The organism is Arthrobacter sp. NPDC057013 (assembly GCF_042674585.1).
In the GTDB taxonomy this organism is placed as follows: domain Bacteria; phylum Actinomycetota; class Actinomycetes; order Actinomycetales; family Micrococcaceae; genus Arthrobacter.
Genome location: NZ_JBHUSE010000003.1, coordinates 272,298 through 295,681, shown reverse-complemented (window position 1 = coordinate 295,681; position 23,384 = coordinate 272,298). Strand labels below are relative to the sequence as shown.

Here is a 23,384-nt window from a genome sequence, read left to right as displayed (position 1 = left end):
GGATGGAACAGTCAGACTCGAAACGAGTAACGGACGCACGCGCGGCGGCCGCGAAGATTGCTGCCGAAAAAGCCGCGGCTAAGAAGGCCGCCGCCAAGAAGGCGGCTGCCGACAAGGCTGCGCGAGAAGCTGCGGCTAAAGCCGCACAGAAGCAGGCAGCCGCTGAGGCGGCCGGGCAACAGGCTGCAGCCGAGGAAGTGAGGCGCCAGCAGCAGGCGGCCGCAGCCGCTGCCGCGGCGGCTGCGGCCGCAGCACAGGCACAGCCACCCGCCCAGCCCGCCGTCCCCGCAGCTCCGTCAGGATGCGATCCAAACTACGCAGGGCCCTGCGTGCCCATTGCATCGGACGTAGATTGCGCGGGCGGAAGCGGCAACGGTCCAGCGTACGTAGGCGGACCGGTCACCGTCGTCGGATCCGACGTCTACGGTCTCGACAGGGACGGCGACGGCGTAGGGTGCGAGTAGCGGCGTAATAGTCCATCGGAAGCAGGTCCGTCGTCCATGGCTCCAGATGCTGTGGGCGACGGACCTGAATAACATCCCCTGAGACGTTTGAGCCGGACCATCCGAAGTTTGTGTCAATACAGTCTGCAGAATTTCCCCTTGTCCAACAAGCCCGTACCACTTGCTACGCTGGGACTCTCCCGAGAAACACGCAAGCGAGGCATAACGTGCACGACGACGCCGTCCGGTTCCTGTCCCAGCCCGTGGAGGCCCAGCCCGGCTCACCGCTCCGGGTCGCCGTCTACTCACGCATCGCCGAGGCCATCCGCAACAACCTGCTGCAGCCCGGCTCCATGCTCCCCACCGAGACAGAGCTCGGCACGAGCATGTTGGTCAGCCGCACCGTGGTCCGCGAGGCCCTGATGCTGCTCGAGGAGGACGGCCTCATCCGCGCCCGGCGGGGCGTCGGCCGGTTCGTCTCCGACACCCTCCCCCGCATCGGCATCGAACGCATCCGCCCCTTCGAAGAAGTCCTCGGCGGCCCCGGACACCAGGTCCAGATCAAGCGCATCCAAGTGGAGAAGCAGCCGGCCTCCGAATTCGTCGCCCCCGGCGTCGGCGTCGACCCCGGCGCCGACGTCTGGCTCTGGGAGTCCGTCCTCATCCGCGACGGCGAGCCCATCGCCCACCTCCAGGAAAACATCTCCGCCCTCCCCGTCAGCTTCGGCGGCGCCGCCGCCGCGCCTTTGGAAGTTAACTACGACAGCGGCACCACCCTGCTCACGGCGCTCAACAAAGCGGGCGGCCGGGGACTGGGGCCGGGCGAGTGCCAGATCAGCCTGAGCCAGGTGGGCCCGAGCCGTGCCAAGCTGCTGGACCTGCGCGCCACGGATCCGGTCCTGGTCCTCACCCAGTACGTCCGGCACGCCAACCGGCCCTTCTACCTGGCCAAGTGCCTGATCGCCGACCGCGCCGGGCACCTCTCGGTGATGCAGTCGCTCCAGTCCTAAACCTGCAGCCGCCAATTAAGCAGAGGCAGCTATCTGAGCCGGTGCAGTCTTTTCGCTAGGGGTCCAGCTGCCGGACGGCCCTGTCAGCGAGCGAGCAGTCCGTCAGCGACGATCGCAAGCATCGATGCCACTGCGTCGGCGGGAAGCTCGCTGTTGTCTGCGACTGCGGCCGCCCCACCAACAAGCCGACTGATCTGCATTGCCTCGACCCCGGGGCGCAGGGCCGAGTCCAACGCGTCAATCACGCGCTGGTTCGCGTTGATGTAGGTCGTGCACTTCGCCGCGAATGGAGACTCGGGGTCGCCCAGTGCAGCAGTGATCCGGGCGGCTGCACCTTTGTGCTCTGTCAGCATTGCTGCGTAGTCACGCAGCCACGTCAACAGCTGCTCCCGCGCCGGCGCATCGAGCGAAAGCGCCCTGTCGACTGCCTCGTTCACCTTCTCTGCCCAGGCCTCAAGGACAGCGTCGTACAGGGATTCTTTGGTCGGGAAGTGCCGGTACAGCGTTCCGGTGCCCACCCCGGCCCCTTTGGCGACCTCGTCCATTGAGACGGCGTCGAAGCCTTTAGCGCGGAAGAACGCACGTGCAGTCTCCACGATCCGGCCGCGGTTGCGTTGAGCATCAGCGCGCACAGAAACACCTTTCAAAACGTTGTTGCCAAACGGAGAGTGTCTCCGTATAGTTCTAAGCGGAGTATCTCTCCTCTTAGTGTACGTCAGCCCTTCGGCTAGAACAGGACACCACCCCATGACATCCACAATCGCCACACGGGCGCCCGCCGGGACCGCGACATCCGGCCGCCGCGTAGGCAGCATTGGCCTCTGGCTGGTCATGCTTGCCCAACTCATGCTTGTCCTCGACGCGACCGTCGTCAACGTCGCACTCCCCCACATTGCCACCGACCTCCATTTCACCCGCGCCCAGCTCAGCTGGGTCTTGAACGGCTACGCCGTAGCCTTCGGCGGCCTCTTGCTGCTCGGCGGAAGGATCGGAGACGTCTTCGGCCGTCGCCGCACGTTCCTGATGGGCGTCGCAGTCTTCACGGTCTTCTCGCTGCTCGGCGGCCTGGCCACCTCACCCCTTCTCCTCGTCATCGCACGCGCACTCCAAGGCCTCGGTGCCGCGTTCGCCGCCCCGAGCGTGCTCGCGCTCATCACTACGAGCGCACGGGACGACGGCGCACGGAACCGGGCGCTTGCATTGTTCTCCGCCGTCGCCTCGATGGGCGGCGCACTCGGGCTCATTCTTGGCGGCCTGCTCACCGACATGGCCAACTGGCGGTGGACGCTCTTCATCAACGTGCCGATCGGCGTCGCCGTCCTCGTTGCCGTGCCCCGCCTCGTCGCCGAAACCCCCCGGAGATCCGGGCGCTTCGACGTGCTCGGTGCGGTGACCGCAACGGGCGGCGCCGTCGCCATTGTGTGGGCTCTCATTCAGGCGGGCGACGACGGCTGGTCCAGTCCCCGCACGATCGGCGGGTTCGTGGTCGGCGCAGCGCTGATCACCGTGCTTGCCCTCACCGAGCGGAGAGTGGCCCACCCCCTGCTCCAACCGCAGCTGCTCCGCAGCCCGAGCCGGGTGGCGGCGCTGGCGGCGATGGCGGCCACCTATGGCGGGATGCTGGCGATGTTCTTCCTCATGGTCCAGTACCTCGAAAACGATCTGCACCTCACGCCACTGTTGACGGGGCTGGCGTTCCTGCCGATGCCCCTGAGCATCTTCGCGATGTCGCGGATCGTCCCGCGGCTCGTCGAGCGCTTCGGGGCGGTCCGCCTCGTCATGCTCGGCGCCGCCCTTCGCGTCGTCGCCTTCCTGCCACTCACGCAACTGAGTCCGGACACTCCCTTCGCCATCGTCATGGTTGCCCTGCTCTTGACGGGGATCTCAGCCGGCATGACGTTCATGCCGCTCACCACTCTCGCGCTACGCAACGTCGAACCCGAGCACGCAGGATCCACCTCCGGGCTTTTCCAGACAATGCAGCAGCTTGGCGGCGCTGTTGGGCTGGCCATCGTGGCTTCGACCTACGCGGCCTTCGCAGTCCCAGGCGACTTCCTGACCGGCGGACGGGCCGGGTTCTGGTCGGCGACCATCCTGTCCGCCCTCGCGCTGGCAGCCGTCGCCGGACTGGTCATCAGACCCCGGCGGGCGGCATGAGGGCACGCGTTCGCTGGAGGCCTTAAGTCCGAAGTCATCGCCGCCAGCATGCCCGGAAGCGCCTCGGGTACTTCAACTTTCAGGATCCAGTTCCGGTTACTGCCGTGAAAACGGCCACCTCTCGCTGATGCAGTCGCTCCAGGCCTAAGCCCGGCCGGGTCCGGCCGGGCTTGGGCGGCCCTCCCCCGCGTGACCGGCCGGGCCCCGGCCGTTCGTGCCGGCCCAGGCCGGTCATGCGGTGCAGGCTGGGCTGAGTAAGGGTTGCGGCCAGGCCGCTAAATGCACTTGGGCTGGTAGGCCGGATCCGCGGGACCGGACGCCCTGCCCAGGGCGTGGCCTACGATCTGGTGCACCACCGGGTCGTTCGGCGTCTGGTCGTGTTCGAAGGCGTCGGCCGGGCACTTGTCCTGGATGGTGATGTTGGTGACCTGCCGCGCCGGACCGTTGAGGAACTGGCTGTTGTAGGGAACCACCACTTCGTCGTGGACCGTGGAGATGACAGTGTAGGAGGGTCCCGCTACGGTGTCGCCGATGGAGTTGAGCTTCTGCATGAAGGCCGACCCCGCCTGCTGATCGGCGCAGGCGGCACAGCCCAGTCCGGTGTAGTTGGGATCCGGGACGACGCCCGGTGCGGGGACGATCACACCTTCGGTGCCGTGGTTGGAGGGCGCGATCCCGATGAGCTGGCGGACGTACTTGGCGCCGCCCAGGAAGCCCATGTAGTAGCGGGGCATCATGCCGCCCTGGCTGTGGCCCACGAGGTCCACTTTCTTGGCGCCGGTGGCGGCGCGCACTGAGTCCACGAAGGGGGCGAGTTCCTGCGCCGATTTGGCCACCGGCGCGGTGGCGTACACACCGTTCGTCTCGCCGTAGTTCAGGGCGAAGACGCAGTACCCGGCGCTCTTGAGGTACGGCGAGAGGGTGGACCAGTTCTTTTCCATGCTCTCGAACGTTCCGGGCACCAGAACCACCGGATACGGATGCTGGGCGCTTGGTTTGCAGGACCAGTCATTGGCTCCGGGCGGGGAAACCTGCACCGTTCCCGCTTGGGCCGGAGCAACGGCCAGCGCGCCGGCAAGGACGGCAATGGCAGCGGCGGACATGGCTTTGGTGAGCAGTGACATAGAAACCTCTTTGTTCGCGTGTCAGGAGTGCGGGCCTGGCAGTAATCCGTAGTCAGCGGGGTGAGCCAGGGTTGCCCGGGTAATTAATGTAGGCAGCCCGGCGCCCGACGCCGCCATGGTTTTGCACGGACGTGCGCTGAAATCGGCTGCCGGAGCGAAGCGGCCTGTGCTGGCCGAACGCTTCCGCCGCGACATGAAGTTACTGGTCAGTACGGGATTTTCGCGGGCCTGGTGTTCAAGGAAAACCGCCCAGCGCGCCTGCACAAACGTGCAAAACCGAAGTCCCGGAAGCAGGTCAGCGTCGTCCCGGTATCAGCCGGAGCCATGGTGAAGCTCCAGCGGACCAACTTGCCGCCCATCACCCAGGCGAACTCACGGCTGTCCCGCAGCTCGGTGGCCGACTCTTCGTCCGGTAGCCGGCTGTTGATGCCTGGTAGGACCGGAATTAGTAGCCCAGCACCTCCCCCAGCACCCGCGGCCCCGCAGCCATGCCTGCTTCGGCGCGATCACCCGATGGCTTGGCTGCTGTCGTACCCCAGTGCACGGCTGGCTTCCAGTCCCGCACGGGCCACGACCGGGCCCAGCCGCTCAACATCGGCGGGCCCGATCCGCTGGGTGGGGAACCCCAGGCCCACAGCACACGCAAGCCGTCCAGCATGGTCGAACACCGGCGCACTGATGGAGCCCACGTCCTGGTTGCGTTCCCCGAAGGCGGCATAAAACCCCTGCCGGCGGGCAACAGCCGCCTGCTCCCGGAGCGCCTCCAGGGACACCGGGGTATCCGGCGTAAAGCTCTCAAGCCCATGCTCGTCCAAAGCATCCCAGGCCCCGGGGTCGAACGCCAGGAAAATTTTGCCGGGGGCGCCTGCATGCAGCGGCATGACCATGCCCACCATGAACGGCCGCATCACCACGTGCCGCGTCTCGGCCACCGCAACGATGGTCCGGAAGGCCCCGTCCCTGACGTACAGGCAGGCCGTTTCGCCGGTTTCGTCGCGCAGCTGCTGCAGGACCGGCTTCACGAGCCGGACCACGTCCAGCCCGAACGTTCCCGGAGTAGCCCAGCGCACCAGTCCGATACCGATCCGGTACCGGTCGCCGTCGCGGTCCAAAAAACCTTCACGGAGCATGTTCTGCGCCAGCCGCTGGCAGGTGCTGGACGGCAGCCCCGTCTTGCGGATGATCTGCTGCAGCGTCGGCTCGGGCTCCTCCACCGAGAAACAGTCCAGAATCTCCGCCACCTTGTGCAGGACCAACAAGGGGGAAGCCCCAGCTCCCGGTTCCTTCACCACTGTTCAAACGCCCCTTCAATCTTCTTACGCCGGCAGCCTCCAGCTTAGTGAGCCGGGAGCAGTCCCAGGATGTGATCCATTTGAGATCCGAACCGAGTAACCCACATCATGGGACCAGAACCCACTTTATGGGTTTACCCAAATAAACCCCAAGCACAACGACGTGGAGAATCCATGAGCACCCCGGAAACAACCTGCGAAACCGCCCCCGAGCCCAAGCGCCCCGGGATGAGCCGTGTGGGACTGATCGTCCCCAGTTCCAACACCACCATGGAGACCGAACTGCCGGAACTGTTCCGGCGCCAGGCCGAGGCAACCGGCCACAAGTACACCTTCCACTCCGCCCGCGCCGGCATGAAGAAGGTCACGCGGGAAGAACTGCTGGCCATGGTGGGCAAGGCAGCCCACTGCGCCGAAGCGGTCTCCGACGCCGACGTGGACGTCATCGCCTACGCCTGCCTGGTGGCCGTCATGGCCCAGGGCCCCGAAGCCCACGAGGGCTCCGAGAAGGTCATCGCCGACGCCGCCGCCGGCAACGGACACCCCGCCCCGGTCACCAGCAGCGCCGGTGCCCTGGTCCGGACCCTGCACGAAATCGGCGCCCTCAAGGTCGCCATGATCACCCCCTACATGAAGCCGCTGACCAAGATGGTGGTGGACTACATCGAGGGATCGGGCATCACGGTGCTGGACGCCATCAGCCTCGAAGTAGCAGACAACCTCGAAGTCGGCTGCCTTGACCCGCAGAACCTGCCCGCACTGGCCCGCAGCCTGCAGCGCGAAGGCGCGGACGCCGTCGTCCTGTCCGCCTGCGTCCAGATGCCGTCACTCGCCGCGGTCCAGGCGGTGGAGGACGAGCTCGGACTCCCCGTCATCACGGCAGCCACCGCCACCACGTACGAGATCCTCAAGGCGCTCGGCCACAAACCCGCCATCACGGGAGCGGGCAGCCTGCTGTCCGGCGCCGGCGTCCTCACTCCGGCGAACGCCTAGGCGGCTGGCACCATGTCGCTGTCACTCATCGCGTTCCTGGTGCTGGTGGCGGCCTTCGCCGTCGGGTCCTTCACCAAGATCAACGCCGGGCTGCTGGCCACCGTCGCCGCATTCGGCGTGGGCACCCTCCTGGCCGGCATGTCCATCAAGGACGTTATCGGACAATTCCCCGCCGGCCTCTTCTTCATCCTGGTGGGCGCCACCCTGTTGTTCGCCATCGTACGGATCAACGGCACCATCGACCTGCTGGCCTATTGGGCTGAACGGCTCGCCGGCGACCGGAAGATCCTGGTCCCCATCCTGATGTTCCTGCTGACAGCAGCCCTGGCCTCCGCCGGCGCATTCACGCCCGCCGCCATCGCCATCGTCGCCCCGGTGGGCCTGGCGCTGGGCATGCGGTTTGGCATCAGCACCCTGGCCATGGGCCTGGTCATCGTCCAGGGCGCCAACGCCGGCGCCTTCTCTCCCGTCAACCCCTTCGGTGTCCTCGCCAACAAGATGCTGGAAGGCGCCGGAGCCGGTGACGGTTCATTCAGGCTCTACGCCTACTGCTTCATCTTCAACGCCATCCTGGCCGTGATCGCCTATGTCCTGGTGCAGGCCATCATGAAGCGCCGGGCAGCCAGGGCGGTACTTCAAACGGACCGCGGTGACAGTGCCATTAAGAACGACGGCGGCGCTGACGCACCCGAAGGGGGCGGCGTTTCAGGTCCCGGCGGCGCCGGGACGGCCGTACTCACCGCACCGGCACAGACCGCTGTTGCCGCCGGAACCAGGACTCGCCCGGAGAAGGTGGCCGCAACCCCCATGCGTATCCTCACGCTGGTGGGCATCGCCTCCCTGCTGGTGCTCACCACCGTCCTGGGAATTGATGTGGGAGTTGCCTCGCTGGTCATCGCCGCGGTACTGATCGTCCTGGACTCCAGCGTGCAGAAGCCGGCGGTGGAAAGCATGCCGTGGTCGGCCATTATCCTGGTCACCGGCATCGTCACCTACGTGGGCATGCTGGAGAAAATGGGTGCGCTGAAGGAACTCCAGGAAGGCATCGCGGGCCTGGGCAACAGTTCGCTCGCTGCGCTGATTGCAAGCTACGTGGTGGCCATCGTTTCAGCCTTCGCCTCCACCACCGGAACGCTGGGTGTCATCAGCCCTGTTGTCCATTCGATAGCCATGGACCCGCTGCTCACCCCCGTGGGCGTCATAACGGCCATCGCCATCAGCTCCTCAGTGGTTGATGTCAGCCCCATGTCCACCAGCGGGGCCCTGCTGATGGCGAGCGCCCAGCCCAAGGACGAGCGGATGTTCTTCCGCGCACTGCTGCTGTGGGCCATCGCGATGATCGGTGTGGTGCCGCTCCTCGTCTGGTTCCTGTTCGTCCAGCTCGGCCTCGGCTAAGAGCCCCGGGCTGAAGGGAAGGGACGTCCTGGCCGGGCGTCCCTTTCCCTTTTCTCTTTCCCACGCAACGCGGGCCGGCTGGCCCTAGACCCTGGGACGGAAATGGCCGGGCCAGTCCTTCAGCCGGATCCGGGTCAGGTCCTGGATGTCGCCGAGTGTGCCCCACTCATCCAGCCCCAGCCGGGCCAGTGGCTCCAGCAGGTCGATCCGGGGGTGGCTGCCGTCGAGTACGGCATCGCTCACGGCGGCATGGGCCACTTCGCCGAAAACCAGCGTGGAGTCCCCCACCGGCAGCACGGAATGGAGGCGGCATTCCAGCACCGCCGGTGATTCCTTGACGCGCGGCGCGGCCACGGTCAGGCTCGGCTCACGGGTCAGGCCGGCGGCGTCGAACTCGCTGACGTCCGGCGGGAAGTTGGTGCCGGTGGCGTTAACCTCTTCCAGGAGTGCGGCCGGGGCCAGGTTGACCACGAATTCTCCGGACGCGGTGATGTTGCGGAGCGAATCCTTCTCGCCTACCGACGTGAACTGCACGATGGGCGGGTTGGTTGAGGCTACGGTGAAGAAGGAGTGAGGGGCCACGTTGTCGATGCCCTCCGGAGAAACGCTCGAAACCCAAGCGATGGGCCGGGGCACCACCACTGCGGTGAGCAACCGGTAGAAATCGCGGGCGGACGTCGCCGTGGGACTGAAATCAGTTCGCATGTTGCCAGACTAACGGTCATGGCAGCAAGGAAGGAGACAACTCATGAGCTTCGAGCCCTACCGTTCACCATCAACCGGGCGGCTGGTGCGCGCCGTCCTGTTCGACACCTTCGGGACCGTAGTGGACTGGCGCACCGGCGTTGCACGGGAGGTGGCAGCGTTCGCCGCGGCACATGGTGTTGCCCTTGACGCGCACGCCTTCGCCGACCGCTGGCGGGCCCTCTACCAGCCGGCCATGGAAGCCATCCGCTCCGGACAGCGCGGCTTCACGAAGCTCGACACCCTCCACCGCGAAAACCTCGACGAGGCCCTCCGCCATCACGGCATCAATCCGGAACTCGTTTCCAGGGAGAGCCTGGAGGAACTGAACAGATCCTGGCACCGGCTGCCGGCGTGGCCGGACAGCGTGGAGGGTCTGGCAACGATCCGCCGCCACTACATCGTGGGGCCACTTTCCAACGGCAACACCTCACTGTTGCTGGAGATGGCCAGGAACGCGGGCCTGCCGTGGGATGTCATCATCGGTTCGGACATGACGCGCACCTACAAGCCGTTGCCCCAGGCCTACCTCCGGACTGCGGAGTTCCTGGACCTCGAGCCAGGCGAGGTGATGCTGGCGGCGGCCCACAATACGGACCTGCGGGCTGCCCGGGAGTCCGGGCTGGCCACGGCGTTCGTGGCCCGCCCCACCGAATACGGCCCCGGCCAGGTGGCGGACCTGGCCCCGGAAGGCGACTGGGACCTGGTGGCGTCGAGTGTCACTGAACTGGCGGACCGGCTCGTGGCCTGACGTCCGCCGCTGGGCCACCCGCCTCTCTCCGCCGGGTTCGTCATACTTGCCACCCGGCTCAACCACCGATAACGGCAGACTCAACCACGGGCGCCAGCAGCGTCTCCACCAAATGCGGCGCGAAGTCGTCCTCAAGCGACAGCACCACGCGGCAGCGGGCGCCGGGCTGCTCCGGGTAGTCCATGTACAGGCCGCGCATGTCGCAGACGGTCTGCCCGCGGCCCGGGCCTGACGTGGTGTCGACGTCGACGTGCACCACCGGCGCAACGGCAGCCTTGACGGAACCTACAGCGAGCGCCGCCGCCAAGGGATCATGCATGGCGGAGCAGGCGCGGCCGAACAGTCCCTCGTAGAACCGGAAGTAGTAGCCCAGCATCTCCCCCAGTGCCCGCGGCACGGCACCGGGTGAAGCCAGCAGCTCCTGCCGGTGGTTCTCCTCCAGCACGTTGGTCATCGTCACGTCCAGGGGCACCAGGGTCACCTTCCAGCTGGCGGACAGCACCAGGGCGGCAGCCTCGGGGTCGTTGGCGATGTTCGCCTCCGCCACGGGCGTGAGGTTCCCCGGGGCCAGGGCGGCGCCGCCCATGATCGTGATCTCCGCGACCAGCTGTGGCAGAGAGGGCTCCAGCCGCAGCGCCTCGGCGATGTTGGTCAGCGGGCCGATGGCCAGGACCCGCAGCGTGCCGGGGTGCTCGTGCACGAGCCGCACCAGCATCTCCGCTGCGGTCTCCGGCGCCAGCTCAGCGGCCGCCGTCGAAAGCTCAACCTCGCCGATGCCGTTGGCGCCATGCACCCACGGCGCTCCCCCGCCGAAGGAACCGGCAAGGGGGTCGTGCGCGCCGAGGGCGACGGGGATGTGCGCATGCCCGGCGAGCTCCAGCAGGTCCAGAGTGTTGCGGGCGCCGACGGCGGCACTGACGTTGCCGCTGACGGCGCCGATCCCGCGCACGTCCGCCTGCGGGGAGGCGAGCAGGTAGGCCAGGGCGAGGGCGTCGTCGATGCCGGTGTCGCAGTCGAGGTAGAACGGGAAGCTGGTCATGGGTGGTTCTTCTTTCGGTTGGTGCGGAAGGTCTAGCGGGTTTCGCCCTTGGGGGCGGGGACGAAGAGGCTGACGATGAACGCGGCGGCGGTGATGCCCACCGAGATCCAGAGGGCGGTGGCGTACCCGGCACTGGTCGCCTGCGCGGCGAACGGCGCCACAATTACGACGCCGAGGCTCGCCCCGATGCCGAAGGAGGCACCGTTGATGCTAGGCAGGGAAGCGGGTGCTTCCTTGGGCGAGAGCAGGACGGAGAGCCCGTTGATGGCGGTGAGGAAGAGGCCGTTGTAGAAGATGCCGAGGGCCGCGACGGCGACCATCACCGCGATCTGGTTGCTTGAGAACGCGGCGGCCGCCGCGGCGCAGGCCAGGCTCAGGGCGGTGCCGGTGCGGAGGACCTTGATCCAGCCTCGGCGGCCGGCGAGCCAGCCGGCGAGCGGGGCGGCGAAGACGCCGATTAGGGCGGCAGGGGTAAGGAACAGCAGCGCGGAGAGGGACGGGCTGAGCCCGAAGCCGGAGCCCTTGTCCTGGCTGAGCAGCACCACGGTGAAGTTCATGATGGCGAAGATGCCGGCGAGGGTCAGGACGGTGCTCGCGATGACGGGCCACACCTGGCGGGAGCGCAAATGGTGGACGGCGATGAGCGGGTGGCTGCGGCGCTTCTCGATCATCCAGAAGGCGGCGAAGGATGCGACGGTGCCGGCGAGCAGGGCCAGGGTGCCGGGCGCGGTCCAGCCCGCGGCCGATCCGCCTGAGACAAAGTACGTGATGAACACCAGGAACACCGAGAGCGAGCCCGCTCCCCACCAGTCCATGGAGCCGCGGACGTGCTGCGGCCGGCCCTTCGGGACGGTCTTGACGATGCATCCGGCGGCGATAGCCGTGAGCACCAGGACGACGGCGAAGATGGACCGGAAGCCGAGGGTCTCAGACATCAGGCCGCCGACGTAGCCGTCCACTCCCCCGATGCCGCCGTTGATGGCGGCGATGATGCCCACGGAGGTGCCGAAGACCCGGGGCTGCAGGTTCTCGCTGAGCACGATATAGGACAGGGCGAAGACGGCGCTGGACACACCCTGCAGGAAGCGGCCGGCGATGAGCAGAGGCAGCGTGGGCGCGGCGATGCAGAGGATGGTTCCTATGCCCATGATGGCCAGCACCAGCAGGAGCGCGGGGCGGCGGCCGATGAAGTCGCTCCACCTCCCGATCACCGGCCCGGCGATGGCGCCAGCCAGGAAGAACATGGACTGTACGGGGGCGGCGGCGTCGGCAGATTGGCCGAAGCTAGCGGCGATTTGCGGCAGCGCCGGGGTGACCATGCTGGCGTTGAGCTGGAAGGACAGTACGCCGAGCAGCAGGGTGGTAATCAGCAGTGCGGCCGGACGGCCGGCCAGTTTGTTCACGTCGGTTTCGCTTTCGACGGCGGCGGGCGGCGAGGTACTGGCCGTGGCTGGGGTGTTCACATCAAACTCCATTGTTCTCTGCAGGAGGTCCTGCCTTTGGGAAAATTAGTTGTTATACAACCATGTATGACGGACAAGTACAACCATGCCGTACACTATTTCCTAATTCAGCCGCTTCTGGCTCGACCTGATAGGACTTCCTCATGAGCACTCAGCTTCCTGCCGTCACCGTCGTCGGCAGCATCAATCTCGACATGATCGCCACCACGGACCGGCTCCCCAGCGCAGGGGAAACCATCGGCGGCGGCACCCTAAGCCAGCAGCCCGGCGGCAAGGGAGCGAACCAGGCCGTGGCCGCCGCACGCCTGGGCGGGAGTTCCCGGATGATCGGCGCGGTGGGCGACGACGCCCAGGGGCGCCTCATGCTGGAGGCGCTTTCCGCCGCCGGCTTGGACACCTCGGATGTGGCAATGCTCGACGGCGACGCGACGGGCACCGCGCTAATAGTGGTGGACCGCGACGGCGAGAACCAGATCGTGGTGTGCCCTGGGGCTAACTCTGGGTTTTCGCTTGAGGGCGTTTCGTTTGCGCCGGACGAGACGGTGCTGTGCCAGTTCGAGGTCGGCCTGGACGTAGTGCTCGAGGCGGCCCGGAAGGCGCAGGGCTTCTTTGTGCTGAACGCGGCGCCGGCGATGGACCTGCCTGCGGAGCTGCTGGAGCGGTGCGACCTGGTGATCGTCAACGAGACTGAGTATGAGCTGATCCCGGCGCTGGCTGAGGCGAAGCTCGTTGCGGTGACGTACGGCAAGGACGGCTCGGCGATGTTCGAGCACGGCCGGAAGGTCGCGGAGGCACCTGCTGTTTCCGTGGCTGTGGCGAACACGATTGGCGCGGGCGACGCGTTCTGCGCGGCGGTGGTCCTGGCACTGCGGAGCGGGCTGGACTACACGCGGGCGCTGGCAGTGGCCAATGCCGTGGGGGCCGATGCGGTGGGCGATCCATCGTCGCAGCCGTCGTTGGCACAGCTGGGCCACTACGTCGAGCGAACAGCCGCCGCTGAGGAAAGCGCTCTGTGAGTGTTGCGTTTCGGCGAGCGGCGCCGTCGGACTTTCCAGAGGTTCGCCGCATCACCCGTGATGCGTACCTCCGAGCCGGACACTTCGCGGCCGACCATCCGTACATGAGCGTGCTGGAGGATGTGGAGCACCGCGCCGAGCATGCCCAGGTGTGGGTGGCGGAGTCCGCCGACAAGGTGGTCGCGGCGGTAACGGTGACATTCGCCGGCCAGCCGTATACCGAGATAGCCCAGGACGGTGAGCTCGAGTTCCGGATGCTGGCTGTGGACCCGGCGCACCAGGGTGCAGGGGTGGGCCGCGCCGTGGTCCGGGAGATCGTGGAGCATGCCCGGCAGCTCCCCGACATTGAAGCGATCAGCATCACCAGTGCCACGTTTATGGACCGGGCCCACGGCCTTTATGAGTCGTTTGGCTTCCGCCGCGCCCTAGAGCGGGACTGGTACGTGCCGGGCGAGGATGTGCTGCTGTGGGTGTTTACGCTGGAGGTGTAAAGGCAACCTGGCTGAGCTATGGATGGGCGCAAGGCCCGAGATAAGTTCTCATCTCCGACCTGGGCCTTCGTGGCGCGGGGGCGCTACAGCAAGGACCGCCAGCCACGCCTAAACGCAAGATCCCGAGCAAAAGCCAAGTCGCAAAGACGCTGGCGGAACGCTTGAACTCCTAAACACCCCCCCTGAATGAAACGAATGGCCTCGGAATATTACACGCAGCTTCGGAGCGACTAATTCGTTACGAAGACGGTATATCCGAGGTGCTCTCGTTCATTTCCGCTTCCAACGCGGTCTCCAGGACATTTTTCGTGAGCCGGTTCAACAGCTCGTCCGGGCCGACGAGATCGATTCCCTGCTCCTTAGCCTGGGCCAGCAGCTGCTGCGCTAACTCTTGCTGATCCATCTCAGTCGCCATGGGGTCCATGGTGTCGCTCATGATCAGTCCTCCCCGCCAGGCAACGCCCGGCGTGTCAGGCCAACCATGGATCCGCCGTTAGTCAGACAGTCCCCGTCATTCGGACAAGGCCTCAATGGTTGGTGACGATCGACGGTTTGGTGCTCGTACACTGAAGCCGGCCTTTCCCTTTGGTGCGGCGGCGTGTGGCAGGGCCCACGAAAAGAGCGCGGCTATATCTGCTGGATCGACTACGCCTCCACCCAAAGCGCTGGGTTCCGAGACCGCGGTTTGGCCGTTCCACTGGTCGGCGGCGAGGGTAAGTATGATGGCCCCTGTTGTACGGGAAGCCGGGTCGTTCGGCTCCTTTTCCTTGGTGAATTGGTCTTCGAGGGGCTGTCGTGTCCATCGAGATGACCCGGAAAAGTCTCCGCGTGCGCGTCTGTTTCGTTCGATGATAGGGAACTCGGTAGTTCCTGTCTCTTTAAGGTCAATCCCTCTCATGACTGGATCTTTAGAAGGAATGGGCATGACGACCTTGAAGTGGGTGATACTTCCCTTGCTGGCCGCTTCTTTTACGAACTGAAGATCCGGGCCAGCAAGGCTTGGCTTGCTCCACTCAAACGAAGATAGAGCCTCGATGACGAGCTGAGCTGGCACGAGGCCCGTTTTGGCCGTGTAGGAGGAGGTTCGCTGGGTGGCCGTCGTGTATTCGAAGGATTCCGTTTCCGTAAGACGGTTGAGGAGGGGCACCATGGCCAGCAGATTTTCGCGGTTCTTGCTTTGCTTCGGGTCCCGGGGAGGCAGGTAGAAAAAGTCCTTGAAGCGGTCGCCTTTCGCGTACTGGACGATTTCAGCGTTATACATGCGGCTGCGTGCGGTCGGCCTGAGCCAAGGCAAGCTTTGCGAAACGAGCGGAGGAATGTCGATGGGGCGTACCTGTGGCTGTCCGTTTTCATCCAGTTCAGCAAACTGTGCGAGCTGCTCTCTGAACTCTTCCTCGTCACCGATCATCGACTCGAAAGCCTCATAAAGGTCATAAGGTTTGGGGTTCCTGGCCGAGGCCGGGACGTTGCGCGCGATGTATAGCCGCACGAGGTCCCGGTAGCCGGGTCTGTAACCGAACCAGCGGCCCATTTGCATCAAGGTGTCGGCTGCCAGTGCCCGCCGCGAGTACCAGGTCACGGTGAGGCCTTCGATTGTGTAGCCACGAGAAAGCTTTGCCCCGCCCACCAACATCTTCCACACGGGCCCCTTCTGGAAGTCAGCTCCGGCTTGGATATATTCGGTGTCTTTGTCTCCGTTGACGACAGCAATCGGGCGAAGACCGTCCTCGACACGCTTCACGACTTCGGGGAGGTATACGGCAACGTCATCGAACGAAGACGGGATCTGGTGTGTCCGCGGGTCGGGGAACTCCGAGTCGGTCCTCTGCGTGAGTTCCCGCATTACGACTGCGAAGTCGTCCACCCAAAGTTCCGCTAGTCGGTCATATCCGTCGAAGCCGAGGTAATCAGATCGCTTCCATAGCCTGTGGATTTCATCCGCGAGAGCATTGTGCTCAACTTGCCTGACAGATTCATGGAAGAGCATTGTGTGGTGCGTGAAATCGCCCTTGCTGCCTCTGGCTTCGCGCCAGAGTTTGACTGCTCCGGCAAGGACGAAGGAATCCATAGCTCTTTGCATCTCACGCTGCCTGAGCTCGAGGGTGTCGGGCGTTGAGGATATGTTCCGCACATACGCTGCCTGATTACTCGTGGCCGGAGTCTTGGTCTCGTCGGGTGCAAGCAGTAGGTGGCGATCGTGAAAGGATCGGCCGCCCATGTACGCGCCAGGCGGAGTCAGGCTGAAAATGAAGTCCTTGGGGTAGATATCGTCGACGTCGGAAGCATCAATGAAGACGTTTGCGAAGGGGGTTGCTGTATATCCCACGTACTGGGCGCGCGGCAAGATTTCCAGAAGTTCTGACAAGAGTTTGTTGATGGCGGTCCGCTCCCGGGCCTGCTTATTTTCTTCGTCCTGTTCCTCTTTGGTGAGCTTCACCGGGGGCTTTTTTGTGTTGATTCCGGCCTGGTCGGCTTCGTCGTCGATTATCAGTGCCGGATAGTCCTGGGTGTTGCCTCGGATTTGTTTGAGGTCTTTGATCAGCTTGCGCAGGACTGTTGCGTTCTTTTTGATCACAACAAGACGGACCGGTGTGTCCCACAGGTTATCCGGGTGGTAGATCTTCTGTTCAGGGTTACGGATGTGCGATTTGTAGTCGAGAGTGCTGAGGCCGGCTCTCAGGGACTTATAGTCATCCGTGCTTTTCGTGAGGCGAATAATGTGGGGGACTCCGGGAACGCTCTCTGGGTCGTAGCCGAACTTTACGAACTTGTCGCCAGCCAACCAGTCTGTATCTTGGTTCGCTATGTAGTCGATGTTTTCGCGCGCGAGTAATTCGTCCGAGAGGTCGATTCCGCCAACGATGTTTTCGAAGCCCACCAGTTCCTTGTCTAGGCGCCGTTGGGTCTGGCTTCGAAGGAGCTCAAGCGTTCCGGTCAGTACGATGATGAGCCTGTAGCCAGCGTCAATGGCCTTGGCTACTGTACCGGTGAAATTGGCGGTCTTCCCGCTTTGGACGTGCCCTACGACGAGGCCCTTTGTCTGGTACGTTTCGTCCCAAGTGGGGTCAGCGAACCGGCTAACGATTTCTGTGGTGGATTCGTCCAGGGCCACGATTGCGTCAGGACCGAAGCCGCGGCGTTTGAGTATCCCTTGGTAAACGTCCCAGTAGTGACTGCGCGTTCGCCGGTCCGCTGAGTACCACGGCCATCGTCCGTCGGTGGGGTTCGCGACAATCGTGCCGGCGTTGATGATGGGGTAAAAGGAGTTAATGACCTCGAATTCATGCTCCGAAAAGCCAAGTTTCTCGAGCACGTAGGCACGTCGTTCCCGGCCTTTCGGATGGGTAGCGGGGTTCGGCGCTTCACTGAGCCAGTGTGCGTCTGTTGTCTGATCCCATCTGGCTACTGCCAACCGGAATTCGACCTGTGCAGGATCGTTCGGATCCCCTTCCGAGGTCAGCAGGTCGGTCAGCTCCGAAGGAGCGATCGGATCGACGCCGTCTTCCTCAAGGGAGAAATTGACGCGGCTGAGAAGAGGCTTCGGTCCCTTTTCGGCAATCATTGCAATGGCACTGGTGATTGCGTCTTTTCGGGTTTCAGTAGTGGCCATCAGGACCTCCGTAGTAGCGAATCTGCATAGTCTGCGAATCCGGTGAGTGCGTCCGGGACCGGCGCTGATTGCAGGTGTGAAACGTCGGTCCGATACGAGACTTCCGCTAGATGCTCGTAGTTCGGAATCGCCCGACGAAGCGCAGAGTCCTGCAGAGCGGGGAAGCGCTCGCCCACGGGGTAGAAGGCCGGGCGGGAACGGAGTACGTACTTTGCGCGGTATGACTCCATGTCGGACGACCTCCATCCCAGCCCGGCAAGGTAATCGTTGAACGGCATCACGTGGGGGCCAAGGAGGTTTTGGGTTTTCTCCACCAGGTCGACCAGGCTGAAGGCGTTGTACGCACCGCCTGCCGCTGTGAGCTGAATGGAGAGAAACATGAGAGTACGGTTTTCGGAAGGTTCAAGCTGAGTGGCTGATCCAATACGGTGAGTTCGTCGTTCAGCTTTCGTCGTCTTGACTTCTAGATCGAAGGTGGCGAACGAGAAATCGTGCTGTTCTGATTCCGGTCCTAACCAGGATGTCAGGGCCGCGAGAGGGTCTATGCTGCAGAGATATGTCAGCAGCAGCAGCTCCCCTACGAGCCCGGTCTGCTTCTCGGAACTCAGCAGTCGGCGGCCCTGAATGAGCAGCTCGTATTCTTTGAGGCTGTGGGCGATAGCGGTGGAAAAAAAGTGGCCCTGCTGAAGTTCCTCGACGATTTTGGCTATGAACGAGTAGGCCGCGTAGTGCATTCCACGGGCGGCCAGTCTGAGGACGATGCAGTCTTGGCTCAGGTCGGTGGTGTAGTCGATTTCGATATTTTCGAAGGGGCTGAGATCTGGATTTGATCCGTCCTTCGGGACACGGAGTTCCAAGCATTCGTTAGCGGGTTCGATACGAAGCTCACAGCGGGGAACTTGCGAAAGCAGATGGACAACCGTATTTGGCGACTTGAAATATCGTTGAATCGTCTCGGGATCAAGCCTACGAAGCTCTTCAGGTGAATCTGGGACCATCTGCTAGTCGCTACCGTTCTTTTCGTGGGCCTGGTTTTCCTGTTGGTGCGGCTCGATGAAGTCTTCGGTGAAGGCGGCCAGCAGCACGTCGTTTAGCAGGCGGTGTCTGTCCTCCCGCGCGGCGTTCCATCGTTGTTCAACCTTGAAATCGCTTTCGAGGAGGAAATAAAGGAAGGTCTTGAGCAGCTGAGCGTCCCGGTTGCTCAAGCGACCTTCCGAACCGTAAATTTTTCGGACAAGTTCGACGTTGACATCGATCCGTCGCGCTGTTCGATTAGCCCGGAATAGTTCCGTGGATGGCAAGGTGACGAAGCGCAGATCGATGGGGTCGAAATCGGCAAAATCCTGAAGATCAGTGAGGCGGGAGAGAACCGTGGGATTCAGCCCGAGAGACGGTTCAACGAGCCTTATCCCTTGCCGTTTGGTCTTTTTAGAGTCTCTGTGCGCTCTTTGAAGGTCACCAAAGTACGAATCCAATAGAACAGGTGAAGGACCTGCTGTATGGGCTTGCGCCATTGCCTTCGCAAAGTCAGCGGAGTAGATGGGTGTGACCTTCTCGGGGTTCAGTGCTATGTAATGCTCATTGGTTGCATCAAGGTCGATTTTGATTCGGCCGAGTCCTAACTCCTTCTTGGGGAGACGGAGACCTCCCCAGTTTTGGCCGCCTGATAGGAGCCGGCCTCGTCGATACAAGTAGATTCCCTGTCTTGCTTCCCCTGGCTCCCCGTATAAATCGAAAGCGGGAGAGGTTAGACGGGGAGGAAACAGGTGAGCCTCGATCGTGCACGAAGCCCCGTCCGGAAGGTCGACGACAAAGCTTCGCGGGTAGTCTCCCTGCTGTATTGAATCGTCGAAGGGGTCGATGGGATCAACCTGCAGTGGAGGAAGAGCCCTATTTCGTTCTACGTCGAACGTGTCGATGTCTATCTTCACGGTGCCCCGGCGCAGGTGCCGGTGGAACGTGATGCCCAGATGTTCGCGAATGGAGCGAAGCTTGGCTGATCTCCACTCGGTGAGTTCGCCTTGGTCGGAAGTGTGTATGACGTCCTTCAGGCCCCGCCACTCCACCAAGGTGCCGCTTGTCAGGTCGAAACCTGCAATACCGTCAAGACGCTCATTAGCGGCTCCCGGTTCCATAACCCCGACGCTGAAGTTTTGGCTCACAGTCTGATCCATCCGGCGCCCGACGGCTGGTCCCCATTGCTGGCGAGAATATATTTCGAAGGAGGTCGCCTGTGACAGCGAGGCCGCCTTGAGGCCGAGCCCAAAATGCCCAAGATCATCCGACCCGTACTCGCGTCGCGCGCCGAAGGTCATCGCCCGCTTGATTCCGTCAGCCGTCAGGCCACGCCCGTTGTCAATGATTTGGAGCCCGAGAATGTTGGTTCCGCGCTGAACGAAGCGAATCCGAATGCGGCTGGCGGTGGCATCAATTGAGTTGTCAACGAGGTCCGCCAGCGCAGTCGTGAGATTGTGGTGCATGCCGATTGCCGCAATAGTTGAGGGATCGGGCAAGACAGTTTCAGTGAACCACTGCCGTTCGTCAAGGTCATATCCGGCGGGCACGTCAGTCTTCAAACCTTGCTTGACCACCGAGCTTCGATACATTTTCAGTGACCTTATCCACCGTGTCACTGGCGATGCCTTGGGAGACATCGACCTCGAAATTAAGCCTGAGATCAAAAACATTTGCATCCGGGCTATCCAGGTAGCGAAGGACGGCTCGTTCAATCAGCTTCATTTGCTCACCCAGGTTTCTGGAGGCGTCAAGCGGGATGAATCCGCTGGCATGAGTCTTGAAGTGCTCAGGCTCTGGGTCCGGCACTGGGTCGCCTCCCGGCGGCGTGCGTTCTACCTCAGCCAGTCGTCTCATCTCTGCTTCTACGTCAGCAGCGCGGCGAGAGCTGCCGGCATCTTGAAGCAGCGCGGTGAGTAATCTCCGGCTGGACAGCGTGGAGGCGTAGTAAAAATTTGATCCATCGCGATACGTCTCGTGAATATCCACGTCTTGCTGGTCGTTGTAGCTGTTGGAGCAGACCGTCTGTAGGGACTGACATGGTATGCACTTGGTGCTTCGCTTGATTTTCGACTCGACTTGGTGAAGGAACGGATACAGCGCGCTGATCGTCTCAGTTTCCGACTCTTCGTCATTTATGTGTTCGAAGGCGCTAAAAAACTCAATCTTGACTGCCTTGAGTTTCCATCGCTCGGTAAGGGGTTGTGTCAGTTCCGGGTGCCCGGTGTAAAGGGCGGGAACCTTGGCAGACTTCAGAAGGAACTGATAGGTCTCGTCGTCTTCAGCTACGACGATGAACTCGGCAGGGTACCGTGTCGTGCTGCCGTCCGCCTGCTGAACCAACATTTCCGTCGGTCGACGAACTCCATATTTTGCCAGCAATCCATACAGCTCATGAACCCTCCCGCACGGGAGCTTCCTTTCCGCTAGCGGCAAGGAGAAGCCCCAATTAACTGTTTCGACGGAGTCGGGAAGCTCCAGCTTTTCGGCGTGGGCCGGCCCTGGGTACGGAAGGAAGCCAACAGGGATTCCCTCCACGGCCCCAGCACAATACTTCACATCGACCAGGTCGAGTCGGGTTTGCAGGACACCATAGTTCCGCACCCACCACATATCTGGCCCATCTAGGATCTGTGGGCTCTTATAGGCGCTGCTGAACTCAACTTTGGTCTTGTACTGGGTATCAGAGAGAATTCTCTGCGTGACTTTTTCCCGGGTCCGGACGGATGCTTTGCACAAGAGGTGAAGACCCGAAGTGGCTAAAGTGGGGTTGAAGCGAAGGGATGCTTCTGACACGGGCACGGGCGAATTTCTCGATTCAGCGGAAATTCTCCCGGCTTCGGCCGACTTCCAGAGGTCGTAGAATGGACCACTTTTTACGGTTGCGGCTTCCGGCAGGGCGCTTTTCACTTCCAAGTTTTTCAGTAGGTTAAGGTCCTGCCGATGAAAAAGGTCGTCTACTAGAAGGTGCTCGTCGCCAATACTGGTACTGGGAATGAGGCCGTTGGGAAGCCAAACGTCGGCGGTCGGACGCCAGCGGCCGTCCTTTGACCGGACGCGGAGCTTGCCGATATCTATCCGGTCGCCAAAGATGGCGAGCATCTCCGGAACGGGCAGCGCTCGAGAAAGCCGCCAAAGAGATTCGGCTGCGCCTTCGTCCTCGTAGTCTTTCGCGACTTGGCGTGCGATGCGGTCGACTTTGCCCCTGTCGTCAAGGGCTTGAAAGTCCAGCGCCTTGAGAAGGGTGCTGACCTCCCCGTGATGCAGCAGCTCATAAGATACGAGGTTATCTCCCTCGTCCTCTTCGTCGATGGGCAGGAAGACCTTGGACGTGATGGGTGGCCGAGCGGTGCCATCATGCATGAGCACGATTCGGCTACGGCGCATTGCGGCGCGATGGTCCGGATGGTGTTTGTCTATTTCGACCGCCATCCGCAGGGCATTTTCGAAGTCGTCGAGCCGCTTGCTGTAGGTGAGCTCTTCAAGCCATTGTTCAAGCGGGGCCGTTCCCTTGTTCGCCAGCGCCAGGAGACGGCGTACCATAAGCCGTCGCTCTTTTGTGGTGGAAGCTGAGCGATGCAACCAGGGCCGGTCGAGTCCGACCCAGGCATCCCACATCTCCTCGAGGCGGGTGGCGTCTTCCAGATCCGGCGGGAACCAAAGATTCGAAATGAGCTGTAGCTCCCCGGCCCTGTCGGGTAAGCATGGGACCGCCGATAGTGCGGCGAAGATAGGTTCATTGATGACTGAGTCAGCCCATGAAGGAGCTTCTCGGCCGCGTGCGGGTAGTAGGTCCAGGAATCCGGCAGGGTCAGCGTTGTCTTGGAAGGATGCCAACGATCCCGCAACCATCATCGGGACGGCTTTTTTGAGGATTTCTTTGTTGTAGAGCGTGTGAAGCATGCTGTGGCGGTCTTCGTTCATTTTGAAGGCCGCGTTCACGATTCCTCGGAGAGAAGTTGTGTGGCTCGTTGGAAAGTAGTTCCAGAAGGAACCACGTTGACGGCGTGGGTTTCCCTTGATGGGGACGGCCCAGGTGACGTCAACGGTGTCTCGAGCTGCGATTGATCCTGCTTCGACAGCGGCCTGGGGGCTGACCTGATGCTTGTACCGGAAGATCCGCCATTCCTCTTGCACTTCGCCGTTTTCGAGGACGACATCGGAGCCATCGCGCCGGGCAGTCCAAGCAGTAAGAGTTCCTTCGACTCGGTTGTCAAACTCCAGCAGTCCTATGTTCTGGGAGAAGAGCAAGAACTCGTGCGGGAATTTGCGCATTTCTTCACTGAGCCATGCTGCCTGCTGAACAAGTGGAAGTTTCACGACAGTAGTGGCCCACGCCATGAGCTCTTCAAGAATCGGATCCGAGCTGGCGGCATCGACAGGATTCACTGGGGTAGCGATTCGCAAGACCGGATATGAAGGTAACCCTGGCCGAAGCGGTTCCAGAAGTTCGGTGCTATGCCTCCGGTCCCACTTGACGGAGCAGCTCCTGCTGAAGATCTGAGGGGAGTCTGAAATTTGAATGACAGACTTAAATCCAAGCCCGAACCGCCCTATCTGGTCATCCCTCTTTTCAGAGGAATGCGACAGCATCAATGTGCGGTAGCCAGCCTCGGTAAACGGTGCGCCTTCATTCGCGCAATACAACGCCCCGTTTGTGAGAACAATACGTATCCTGCCATTGGGAAGATCCACAGCATCTGCCGCGTTCTGGATCAGCTCATTCAACTGCTTCCGGCCGTAGCCGCTTTGGGTGATGGCCTGTTCGATATTGCTGTGTTCGCGAATCAAGTCTGGGCGAGCCTCGTATGCGTTCAGCGCTTGAAGTGTTTCGCCTGCCAC

At 62.7% G+C, this 23,384-nt stretch carries 19 protein-coding genes; 8 read left to right on the top strand and 11 right to left on the bottom strand.

Features of this window, described 5'->3' with window-relative positions; all coding sequences use genetic code 11:
* The first annotated feature begins 2 nt into the window (after positions 1-2).
* Together ACFTSA_RS06970 and ACFTSA_RS06965 are read left to right on the top strand one after the other, a co-directional pair.
* Positions 3-464, top strand: coding sequence for a hypothetical protein (locus tag ACFTSA_RS06970; RefSeq protein ID WP_377950543.1), 462 nt, complete (start codon positions 3-5; stop codon positions 462-464).
* Positions 465-670: 206 nt separating this feature from the next.
* Positions 671-1,453 carry a GntR family transcriptional regulator gene (locus ACFTSA_RS06965; protein ID WP_377950542.1) on the top strand — a complete coding sequence of 261 codons (783 nt, stop codon included), beginning with the start codon at positions 671-673 and terminating at the stop codon, positions 1,451-1,453.
* A gap of 83 nt (positions 1,454-1,536) precedes the next feature.
* Here the strand turns inward: ACFTSA_RS06965 and ACFTSA_RS06960 are convergent, their stop codons facing one another.
* Positions 1,537-2,085, bottom strand: a complete 549-nt coding sequence (locus ACFTSA_RS06960; RefSeq protein ID WP_377950541.1) for a TetR/AcrR family transcriptional regulator — start codon at positions 2,083-2,085, stop codon at positions 1,537-1,539.
* 115 nt (positions 2,086-2,200) lie between these two features.
* Here ACFTSA_RS06960 and ACFTSA_RS06955 point away from each other — a divergent pair, with 115 nt between their 5' ends.
* The gene (locus ACFTSA_RS06955; protein ID WP_377950540.1) at positions 2,201-3,610 is read left to right on the top strand and encodes an MFS transporter; all 1,410 of its coding nucleotides are present in this window, start codon (positions 2,201-2,203) and stop codon (positions 3,608-3,610) included.
* Positions 3,611-3,885: 275 nt separating this feature from the next.
* On the opposite strand, the gene ACFTSA_RS06950 is transcribed toward ACFTSA_RS06955, so the two are convergent.
* Positions 3,886-4,734 (bottom strand): esterase/lipase family protein, encoded by an 849-nt coding sequence (locus tag ACFTSA_RS06950; protein ID WP_377950539.1) that lies wholly within the window; start codon positions 4,732-4,734, stop codon positions 3,886-3,888.
* 506 nt (positions 4,735-5,240) lie between these two features.
* On the bottom strand, positions 5,241-6,026 hold the full coding sequence (locus ACFTSA_RS06945; RefSeq protein WP_377950538.1) for an IclR family transcriptional regulator: 786 nt from the start codon (positions 6,024-6,026) through the stop codon (positions 5,241-5,243).
* A 174-nt stretch (positions 6,027-6,200) separates the two neighbouring features.
* Here ACFTSA_RS06945 and ACFTSA_RS06940 point away from each other — a divergent pair, with 174 nt between their 5' ends.
* On the top strand, positions 6,201-7,019 hold the full coding sequence (locus tag ACFTSA_RS06940) for an Asp/Glu racemase (protein ID WP_377950537.1): 819 nt from the start codon (positions 6,201-6,203) through the stop codon (positions 7,017-7,019).
* Between the two features lie 12 nt (positions 7,020-7,031).
* Positions 7,032-8,414, top strand: a complete 1,383-nt coding sequence (locus tag ACFTSA_RS06935) for an SLC13 family permease (RefSeq protein WP_377950536.1) — start codon at positions 7,032-7,034, stop codon at positions 8,412-8,414.
* A gap of 84 nt (positions 8,415-8,498) precedes the next feature.
* On the opposite strand, the gene ACFTSA_RS06930 is transcribed toward ACFTSA_RS06935, so the two are convergent.
* Entirely contained in the window at positions 8,499-9,119 is a 621-nt protein-coding gene (locus ACFTSA_RS06930) for a flavin reductase family protein (RefSeq protein WP_377950535.1), read from the bottom strand.
* 43 nt (positions 9,120-9,162) lie between these two features.
* On the opposite strand from ACFTSA_RS06930, the gene ACFTSA_RS06925 reads away from it, so the two are divergent.
* Complete coding sequence (locus ACFTSA_RS06925) at positions 9,163-9,909, top strand: haloacid dehalogenase type II (protein ID WP_377950534.1); 747 nt, start codon at positions 9,163-9,165, stop codon at positions 9,907-9,909.
* Between the two features lie 58 nt (positions 9,910-9,967).
* Here the strand turns inward: ACFTSA_RS06925 and ACFTSA_RS06920 are convergent, their stop codons facing one another.
* Complete coding sequence (locus ACFTSA_RS06920) at positions 9,968-10,948, bottom strand: nucleoside hydrolase (protein ID WP_377950533.1); 981 nt, start codon at positions 10,946-10,948, stop codon at positions 9,968-9,970.
* Between the two features lie 32 nt (positions 10,949-10,980).
* Positions 10,981-12,411: an MFS transporter gene (locus ACFTSA_RS06915; RefSeq protein ID WP_377950532.1), complete on the bottom strand. Its 1,431-nt coding sequence runs from the start codon at positions 12,409-12,411 to the stop codon at positions 10,981-10,983.
* A gap of 143 nt (positions 12,412-12,554) precedes the next feature.
* Between ACFTSA_RS06915 and ACFTSA_RS06910 the strand changes: the two genes are divergently transcribed.
* Entirely contained in the window at positions 12,555-13,427 is an 873-nt protein-coding gene (locus ACFTSA_RS06910) for a ribokinase (RefSeq protein WP_377950531.1), read from the top strand.
* 104 nt (positions 13,428-13,531) lie between these two features.
* Complete coding sequence (locus ACFTSA_RS06905) at positions 13,532-13,918, top strand: GNAT family N-acetyltransferase (protein WP_377950530.1); 387 nt, start codon at positions 13,532-13,534, stop codon at positions 13,916-13,918.
* Positions 13,919-14,156: 238 nt separating this feature from the next.
* Here the strand turns inward: ACFTSA_RS06905 and ACFTSA_RS06900 are convergent, their stop codons facing one another.
* The 5 genes from ACFTSA_RS06900 to ACFTSA_RS06880 all read right to left on the bottom strand — a co-directional run bounded on the left by ACFTSA_RS06900 (position 14,157) and on the right by ACFTSA_RS06880 (position 23,384).
* Complete coding sequence (locus ACFTSA_RS06900; protein WP_377950529.1) at positions 14,157-14,354, bottom strand: hypothetical protein; 198 nt, start codon at positions 14,352-14,354, stop codon at positions 14,157-14,159.
* Between the two features lie 75 nt (positions 14,355-14,429).
* Complete coding sequence (locus ACFTSA_RS06895; RefSeq protein WP_377950528.1) at positions 14,430-17,528, bottom strand: Z1 domain-containing protein; 3,099 nt, start codon at positions 17,526-17,528, stop codon at positions 14,430-14,432.
* Positions 17,528-18,526 carry a PD-(D/E)XK motif protein gene (locus ACFTSA_RS06890; protein ID WP_377950527.1) on the bottom strand — a complete coding sequence of 333 codons (999 nt, stop codon included), beginning with the start codon at positions 18,524-18,526 and terminating at the stop codon, positions 17,528-17,530. Before ACFTSA_RS06890 ends, ACFTSA_RS06895 begins: the two co-directional genes overlap by 1 nt.
* A gap of 3 nt (positions 18,527-18,529) precedes the next feature.
* On the bottom strand, positions 18,530-20,119 hold the full coding sequence (locus tag ACFTSA_RS06885; RefSeq protein WP_377950526.1) for an ATP-binding protein: 1,590 nt from the start codon (positions 20,117-20,119) through the stop codon (positions 18,530-18,532).
* A complete protein-coding gene (locus ACFTSA_RS06880) occupies positions 20,094-23,384 on the bottom strand; it encodes a sacsin N-terminal ATP-binding-like domain-containing protein (protein ID WP_377950525.1) in 3,291 nt (1,096 codons plus the stop codon). The genes ACFTSA_RS06885 and ACFTSA_RS06880 overlap by 26 nt, the downstream gene beginning before the upstream one ends.

Coding starts and splice junctions, on each gene's coding strand:
- ACFTSA_RS06970 (WP_377950543.1), top strand. CDS start 3: ATGGAACAGTCAGACTCGAAACGAGTAACGGACGCACGCGCGGCGGCC.
- ACFTSA_RS06955 (WP_377950540.1), top strand. CDS start 2,201: ATGACATCCACAATCGCCACACGGGCGCCCGCCGGGACCGCGACATCC.
- ACFTSA_RS06950 (WP_377950539.1), bottom strand. CDS start 4,734: ATGTCACTGCTCACCAAAGCCATGTCCGCCGCTGCCATTGCCGTCCTT.
- ACFTSA_RS06940 (WP_377950537.1), top strand. CDS start 6,201: ATGAGCACCCCGGAAACAACCTGCGAAACCGCCCCCGAGCCCAAGCGC.
- ACFTSA_RS06935 (WP_377950536.1), top strand. CDS start 7,032: ATGTCGCTGTCACTCATCGCGTTCCTGGTGCTGGTGGCGGCCTTCGCC.
- ACFTSA_RS06930 (WP_377950535.1), bottom strand. CDS start 9,119: ATGCGAACTGATTTCAGTCCCACGGCGACGTCCGCCCGCGATTTCTAC.
- ACFTSA_RS06925 (WP_377950534.1), top strand. CDS start 9,163: ATGAGCTTCGAGCCCTACCGTTCACCATCAACCGGGCGGCTGGTGCGC.
- ACFTSA_RS06920 (WP_377950533.1), bottom strand. CDS start 10,948: ATGACCAGCTTCCCGTTCTACCTCGACTGCGACACCGGCATCGACGAC.
- ACFTSA_RS06910 (WP_377950531.1), top strand. CDS start 12,555: ATGAGCACTCAGCTTCCTGCCGTCACCGTCGTCGGCAGCATCAATCTC.
- ACFTSA_RS06905 (WP_377950530.1), top strand. CDS start 13,532: ATGAGCGTGCTGGAGGATGTGGAGCACCGCGCCGAGCATGCCCAGGTG.
- ACFTSA_RS06900 (WP_377950529.1), bottom strand. CDS start 14,354: ATGAGCGACACCATGGACCCCATGGCGACTGAGATGGATCAGCAAGAG.
- ACFTSA_RS06895 (WP_377950528.1), bottom strand. CDS start 17,528: ATGGCCACTACTGAAACCCGAAAAGACGCAATCACCAGTGCCATTGCA.
- ACFTSA_RS06890 (WP_377950527.1), bottom strand. CDS start 18,526: ATGGTCCCAGATTCACCTGAAGAGCTTCGTAGGCTTGATCCCGAGACG.